General features: G+C 71.9%; 1 protein-coding gene. It reads left to right on the forward strand.

The genetic code is table 11. The features are described 5' to 3' along the window. The coding region (locus GWI24_RS38270) for a type I polyketide synthase (protein WP_210950649.1) at positions 1-6,618 on the forward strand (6,618 nt) is incomplete at both ends.

Below are 6,618 nucleotides of genomic sequence, written 5' to 3' on the forward strand. Positions count from 1 at the left end.
TTGGGGTTTGGTGCGCTCGGCGCAGGCTGAGCATCCGGATCGGTTCGTCCTGGTGGACGTGGACGACGTACCGGTGTCGGTCGGTGTGCTCCGAGCGGCGCTGGGGTGTGGGGAGCCTCAAGTGGCCATGCGGTCCGGGGATGTGCTGGTGCCTCGGCTGTCGCGTGCCGTTGCTCCTGCGGATTCCGCTGAGGGAGCTGGGGCGGGCTTTGCGTGGGGTCCCGAGGGCACGGTGCTGGTGACCGGTGCTACCGGCACGCTGGGGCGTTTGCTGGCGCGGCATTTGGTGGCCGAGCGGGGGGTGCGGCATTTGGTGTTGCTCTCTCGGCGGGGCCGGGAGGCCACTGGCGCCGTGGAGTTGGAGGCCGAGCTTGCGGAGCTGGGCGCGTTCGTGACCACGGCGGCTTGCGACGTCGCGGATCGTGAAGCCTTGGCGGGGGTGCTGGCGCGTATTCCGGCGGATCGTCCGTTGCGTGGTGTGGTGCACGCGGCCGGTGTGCTGGACGACGGCGTCATCGAAACCCTGACTCCCGAGCGTGTCGACACGGTGCTCCGCCCCAAGGTTGATGCCGCCTTCCACCTGCACGAGCTGACCCGGGATATGGACCTGGCAGCCTTCGTGGTGTTCTCCTCCGCGGCCGGCACGTTCGGCGGCGCCGGGCAGGGCAACTACGCCGCGGCGAACGCCTACGTCGACGCCCTGGCGGCCCACCGACGCGCGCTCGGCCTGCCTGCCGTCTCGCTGGCCTGGGGGTTCTGGGCCGAGCGCAGTGGAATGACGGGCCACCTGGCCGACGAGGACGTACGGCGCATGCGGCGCGGCGGCATCACCCCGCTGACGTCGGAAGAGGGCCTTGAACTGTTCGACGTTTTCGGGGCCATGGCGCAGCCCGTCCTGCTGCCTATGCGCCTGGACCTCCCGGCGCTCCGCGCCCAGGCGGCGTCCGGCACGGTACCGGCCCTGCTCCGCGATCTGCTGTCCGTTCCCGCACGCCGCACCGTGCGGCCGTCGAGCGATGGCGTGGGCGAGTCGGAACTGTGGCGGCGGCTTGCGCCCCTGCCGACGGACGAACAGGACGAAGTCCTGCTGAACCTGGTGTGCACCCACGTCGCCGAGGTGCTCGGACACGCGGGGGCGGATTCCATCGAGGTGGGGCGTGCGTTCAAGGAGCTCGGGTTCGATTCGCTGACGGCGGTCGAGCTGCGGAATCGATTGAACACGGCCACTGGGCTGCGGTTGCCCGCCACCCTCGTCTTCGACTACCCCACTCCCGTGGTGATCGCCCGCCATCTGCGCTCCGAGCTGGCCGAGGCGTACCAGGGCGCCACCCTGTCGGTCTCTCCGTCCGGCGCCGCCGGTACGGGCGCGCTCGCCGCCCATGACGAGCCCATCGCGATCGTGGCGATGAGCTGCCGCTTCCCCGGTGGGGTGCGGACGCCGGAGCAGCTGTGGCAGCTCCTGGAGCGCGGCACGGACGCCATCTCCGCCTTCCCGGACGACCGTGGCTGGGATGTGGAGGGGCTGTACGACCCGGACCTGGACGCCGCGGGGAAGAGCTATGCCCGCGAGGGCGGCTTCCTCTACGACGCGGGCGACTTCGACCCGGCGTTCTTCGGGATCTCGCCGCGTGAGGCCCTGGCGATGGATCCGCAGCAGCGGCTGCTGCTGGAGACGTCGTGGGAGGCGCTGGAGCGGGCCGGTATGGACCCGGCGACCCTGCGCGGCAGCCAGACCGGGGTCTTCGCCGGTGTGATGCACCACGACTACGGGCTGTCGCAGGGCCCGGGCGGTGGCCCTGGCGCCCCCAGCGCGGGCAGCATCGTCTCGGGCCGGGTCTCCTACACCTTTGGTTTCGAGGGCCCGGCGGTCACGGTGGACACTGCGTGTTCCTCGTCGCTGGTGGCACTGCATCTGGCGACGCAGGCGCTGCGGCGGGGCGAGTGCTCGCTCGCGCTCGCGGGCGGTGTGACGGTGATGTCGACACCAGGTCTGTTCGTGGAGTTCAGCTGGCAGCGCGGGCTGTCGGCGGACGGGCGGTGCAGGGCCTTCGCGGGCGCGGCGGACGGTACCGGGTTCTCCGAGGGCGCGGGGGTGCTGCTGCTGGAGCGGCTGTCGGACGCGCGGCGAAACGGGCACCGGGTGCTGGCGGTGGTGCGTGGTTCTGCGGTGAATCAGGACGGTGCGAGCAATGGGCTGTCGGCGCCGAATGGTCCGTCGCAGCAGCGGGTGATTCGGGCGGCGTTGGAGAGCGCTCGGTTGTCGGCCGCTGAGGTGGACGCGGTGGAAGCGCACGGTACGGGCACGAAGCTGGGCGATCCGATTGAGGCGCAGGCGCTGCTGGCGACGTACGGGCAGGAGCGTGGCGCGGAGGACCGGCCGCTGTGGCTGGGCGCGATCAAGTCGAACATCGGCCATACGCAGGCGGCTGCCGGTGTCGCGGGCGTCATGAAGATGGTGCTGGCGATGCGCCATGGGGTACTGCCGAAGACGCTGCATGTCGATGAGCCTTCGCCGCATGTGGATTGGTCGGCGGGTGCGGTGGAGTTGTTGACGGATGCGGTGGAGTGGCCCGAGAGCGGCCGTCCGCGGCGTGCGGGTGTGTCGTCCTTCGGCCTCAGCGGCACCAACGCACACGTCATCCTGGAGCAGGCGCCGACGACGCCGCCCGACGCCGAATCCCCCGACGAGCCACGGGCGTTGACATCCTCGGTGGTGCCGTGGGTGGTCTCGGGACGGTCCGAACCCGCGCTGCGGGCGCAGGCGAGTCGGCTGGCGTCGTTCGCGGGGGAGCGGCCGGAGCTGCCGCTTGTGGATGTGGCGCTGTCGTTGGCGACGACGCGCAGCGCGTTTGAGCATCGTGCCGTGGTGCTGGCCGCCGACCGGGCTGGCCTTGTCGATGGCTTGGAGGCGCTGTCAATCGGCGATCCGGCGCCGGGCGTGGTCCAAGGCTCGGTGGTGCCGGGCAAGTTGGCGGTGTTGTTCTCGGGTCAGGGCAGTCAGCGGGTCGGGATGGGCCAGGGGCTGTATGAGGCGTTTCCGGTGTTCGCGGAGGCGTTCGATGAGGTGTGTGGGCACTTTGAGGGCGCGCTGGAGCGTGCGCTCCGGGAGGTGATCAGCGGGGACGCGGCGGCGTTGGATGAGACCGCGTATACCCAGTGTGGGTTGTTTGCGGTGGAGGTGGCGCTGTTCCGTCTGGTGGAGTCGTGGGGTGTACGGCCGGACTTCGTGGCCGGGCATTCGATCGGTGAGTTGGTGGCGGCGCATGTGGCGGGTGTGGTGTCGCTTGCGGACGCGTGTGCGTTGGTGGCGGCTCGTGGGCGGTTGATGCAGGCGCTGCCCCCGGGCGGGGTGATGGTGTCGGTGCAGGCCGCCGAGGCCGAGGTACTGCCGTTGCTGGCCGGTCGTGAGGCTGAGGTGAGTGTGGCGGCGGTCAACGGTCCGTACTCGACCGTGATCTCTGGTGCGGAAGAGGCGGTGACGGAGGTCGCGGGGCAGTTTGAGGCTCAGGGCGTCAAGACCAAGCGGCTGCGCGTTTCCCACGCCTTCCACTCGCCCCTGATGGAGCCGATGCTGGCCGAGTTCCGCCAGGTGGCCGAGGGGCTGTCGTACGCACCTCCCCGTATCCCCGTTGTGTCGAACCTGACGGGCCTGGTCGCGGATGCCGAGGCGCTGTGCTCGGCCGAGTACTGGGTGCGCCACGTCCGCGAGACCGTGCGCTTCGCCGATGGGGTGAAGAGTCTGGTGGACCAGGGCGCCACGACCCATCTGGAGCTGGGTCCGGACGGTGTGCTGTCCGGGATGGGCCAGGACTGCGCTCCCGACGCCACCTTCGCCCCGGCCCTGCGCACCGGTCGTGATGAGGCCGCCTCGCTGCTCGAAGCGCTGGCTCATATCCATGTCCGGGGCCGCTTCGTGGACTGGGCGGCACTGCTCGCACCGGCGCGCCCCCGGACTGTCGAGCTGCCCACGTATGCCTTCCAGCGGGAGCGGTACTGGCTGGAGTCGGCCGCGGCCACGGCGGATGTGGCCTCGGCGGGGCTCGGTTCGGCGGAGCATCCGCTGCTCGGCGCAGCGGTGACGCTGCCCGACTCCGACGGATGCCTGTTCACCGGCCGGCTGTCCGCGCGTACGCACGCCTGGCTGGCCGACCATGAGGTGCTGGGCGCGGTGATGCTGCCGGGGACCGCGTTCGTCGAGTTGGCGCTGCACGCGGGCGACCGCGTCGGATGCGCCCGGCTGGAGGAGCTGACGCTCGAGGCACCGATGGTCCTGCCCGAGCACGGTGGCGTACAGGTGCGGGTGACGGTATCCGACGCCGATGACTCGGGGCGCCGGGCGCTGACCGTGCACTCACGCGAGGACGGTGGGGAAGGGCCGTGGCTGCGGCATGCGACGGGCAGTGTCGCGCCCGAGTCGTCCACCTCCGCCCGCACCGCGCTCTCCGCCTCCGTATGGCCGCCGAGGGACGCCGAACCCGTGGCGCTGGACGGGCACTACGGGCGGCTTGCCGAGACGGGGCTGCGGTACGGGCCGGTGTTCCAGGGGCTGCGTGCTGTGTGGCGGCGCGGGACCGAGGTGTTCGCCGAGGTCGCGCTGCCCGACGAGGCGGAGCAGGACCCGCGCCGTTTCGGCCTGCACCCGGCGTTGCTGGACGCCGCCCTGCACGCTGTGGGAGCCGCGGCCACCGGTACGTCGGAGGAGATTCGGCTGCCGTTCTCATGGAGCGGGGTGTCGGTGTACGCGGCGGGCGCCGCCATGCTGCGCGTACGCCTCACCCTGACGGGATCTGATGGCATGGCGCTGTCGATGGAGGTGACGGACGGGACTGGGGCGTTGGTGGCCACAGTGGACTCGCTGGCGACGCGTCCCGTCTCCCCCGAGCAGGTCAACGCCGCGCGCGGTGCGGTGCACCAGTCCCTCTTCCAGCTGAACTGGAGCGTTCTGCCGGGCGCTGAGACACCGGTGGAGAGCGCCGTGGCCGAGGTGGCGCCGCTGGACGGCGTCGACTGGCACGACATAGCGGCATTCGGGAAGGCGATCGGCGCCGAAGGGGCCGTGCCTCCGGCGGTGGCGTGTGTGGTCCCATCCGCGCCCGCCGCTGAGGGCGACGAGCCGACCGAGACCGGCGCGATACGGGACGTGATCCATCGGACGCTGGAGCTGGTGCGGGTATGGCTGGCCGAGGAGCGGTTCGCCGGATCGCGACTGGTGATCGCCACGCATGGCGCGGTGACCGTCGAGGACGACGAGGGCAGCCAGAACGACAAGGCCGTGGTGGATCTCGCGGCGGCCGCCGTATGGGGCCTGGTACGGACCGCGCAGACCGAGCACCCTGACCGATTCGTCCTGGTCGACCTGGACAGTGGGGAACGGAAACCGGAGCACGAGCCCGGGCGTCGGCCACTGAGCCCCGAGACCCTCTCCCTGTTGTCCGCGGCGGTGGCGAGTGGCGAACCCCAGGTGGCCGTGCGCGGCGGGCGGCTGCTGGCGCCCCGCCTGGGCCGGGTGCGGACCACCGGGACCGTCCAGACCGCCGAAGCCGCGACGCACTCGGCGGTGTGGGACCCCGAGGGGACGGTCCTGGTGACCGGCGCCACCGGCACGCTGGGCGGACTGGTCGCCCGCCACCTCGTGGCCGAACGCGGCGTACGCCATCTGCTGCTGGTGAGCCGTCGCGGCGCGGACGCCCCCGGCGCCCGCGCGCTGGAGGCCGAGCTGGTGGCGGCGGGCGCCTCGGTCAGCTGGGCCGCCTGCGACGTGGCCGACCGGGACGCCCTGACCGCAGCCGTGAAGGGTGTCTCCGCAGCACATCCGCTGCGCGGAGTGGTCCACACGGCTGGTGTCCTCGACGACGGCGTCATCGCATCGCTGACACCGGAGCGCGTGGACGCGGTGCTGCGCCCGAAGATGGACGCCGCCCATGCCCTGCACGAGCTGACGGAGGCGATGGACCTGTCGGCGTTCGTCGTGTTCTCCTCGGCCGCCGGGACCTTCGGCACGGCCGGACAGGCCAACTACGCGGCCGCCAACGCCTTCCTCGACGCCCTGATACGGCGTCGCCGGGCCTCGGGGCTGCCCGGCCTGTCGCTCGCGTGGGGTCTGTGGGACGAGCGCGACGGAATGGCCGGCGGGCTGGCCGAGGCGGATCTGCGGCGCATGGGCCGGGCCGGAGTGGACGGCCTGTCGCCGGAGGAGGGCCTGGCCCTGTTCGACGCGGGATGTGCCGGGAAGCTGCCCGTGGTCATCCCGATGCGGCTGGACCCGGCCAAGGCACGTGGCGCCGACGGCGAAGTGCCGTACATCATGCGGGAGTTGGTGCGGCCTATGGCGCGCCGGGCCGCGGCGGAGGGCACCGGTGCCGCGGGTGACCTGCGGGAGCGGCTCGCCGCAGCGTCATCGGAGGAGGACGGCGAACGCCTGGTGCTTGACCTGGTGCGGCGGTGCGTGGCGACGGTGCTCGGGCACGGTGGGGCGGCCGCGGTGGAGCCGGGCCGCGCCTTCAAGGACTTCGGCTTCGACTCGCTGACGGCGGTGGAGCTGCGCAACCGCCTGGGCACGGCCACCGGACTGCGCCTCACGGCCACGCTGGTGTTCGACTATCCGAACCCCATCGCCCT

Origin of the sequence: Streptomyces sp. MK37H, from assembly GCF_018035285.1 — a bacterium.
Taxonomy (GTDB): domain Bacteria; phylum Actinomycetota; class Actinomycetes; order Streptomycetales; family Streptomycetaceae; genus Streptomyces; species Streptomyces endocoffeicus.